Genomic DNA, 1,007 nt, shown 5'->3' with positions numbered 1-1,007 from the left:
TAGACAAGTCGGCGGCGCACGCCCTGCGGATGCAGGCGATCAAGGCGGTGCGCAATGGTCGAACGGTCGCTGATGTGGCCGACGCCTTCGGGGTCAACGAGCGCACCCTGTACCGCTGGTTGTCGCGCTACGCCGAGGGTGGCCAGAAAGCGCTCCACTCCAAGCCCAAGTCCGGACGGCCTCGGAAGCTGACCCCGGAGCAGATGCGCTGGATCGCCCGCACCGTCCGCGACGAGACCCCGCAGCAGCTGAAACTGCCGTACGCGCTCTGGACACTGTCGCTGATCCAGGAGCTGATCGAGCGCCACCTAGGTAAGAAGCTGTCCCGCGCGTCGGTCCACAATCTGATGAAGACGCTGGGCTTCTCGGCGCAGAAACCGTTGTACCAGGCGTGGCAACGAGATCCGGAACTCGTTCGCCAGTGGGAGACCGAGACCTACCCGGAGATCCGCAAACAGGCCAAGCGCGAGGGGGCGACGATCTACTTCGCCGACGAGTCGGGGTTGCGCTCGGATTACCACACCGGCACCACGTGGTCGCCTGTTGGTGAGACCCCGGTCGTGGAAGCCACCGGCCGGCGTTTTGCGGTGAACATGATCTCCGCCGTCAGCCCACGCGGCGAGATGCGCTTCATGGTCCACCAGGGCACCGTGAACGCCCAGGTCTTCCGCGAGTTCCTCAGGCGACTGCTCGTCGGCGCCGAGCGCCCTGTGTTCGTCATCGTGGACGGGCATCCCGCGCACAAGGCGAAGCTGGTCCGCGAGTTCGTGGAATCGACTGATGGCATGCTCAAGCTCTTCTTCCTGCCGCCGTACTCCCCGCAGCTCAATCCGGACGAGCAGGTCTGGGCCCACGTCAAGCGGGATATCGGCCGCCGCGGGGTTCAGAACATCGAGCAGATGAAGCGCATGGCCCGCTCGGCGCTCTGGCGCCTCCAAAAGCTACCCGCCTTGATTCAGTCATTTTTCCGTCAACCGGAGTGCCAATATGCTCGGGCATGACAATAC

General features: G+C 64.4%; 1 protein-coding gene. It reads left to right on the top strand.

Annotation, left to right across the window (positions count from 1 at the left end; all coding sequences use genetic code 11):
- Positions 1–1,001, top strand: a 1,001-nt coding sequence (locus tag LRF89_RS13205; protein ID WP_443134970.1) for an IS630 family transposase, incomplete at its 5' end; no start/stop codon positions are given.
- Positions 1,002–1,007 lie beyond the last annotated feature (6 nt).

This window comes from Halorhodospira sp. 9621 (assembly GCF_022228055.1).
GTDB lineage: Bacteria > Pseudomonadota > Gammaproteobacteria > Nitrococcales > Halorhodospiraceae > Halorhodospira > Halorhodospira halophila_A.
Note: the sequence above shows the minus strand (reverse complement) of the source record. Positions and strands in the feature narration are given on the sequence as shown.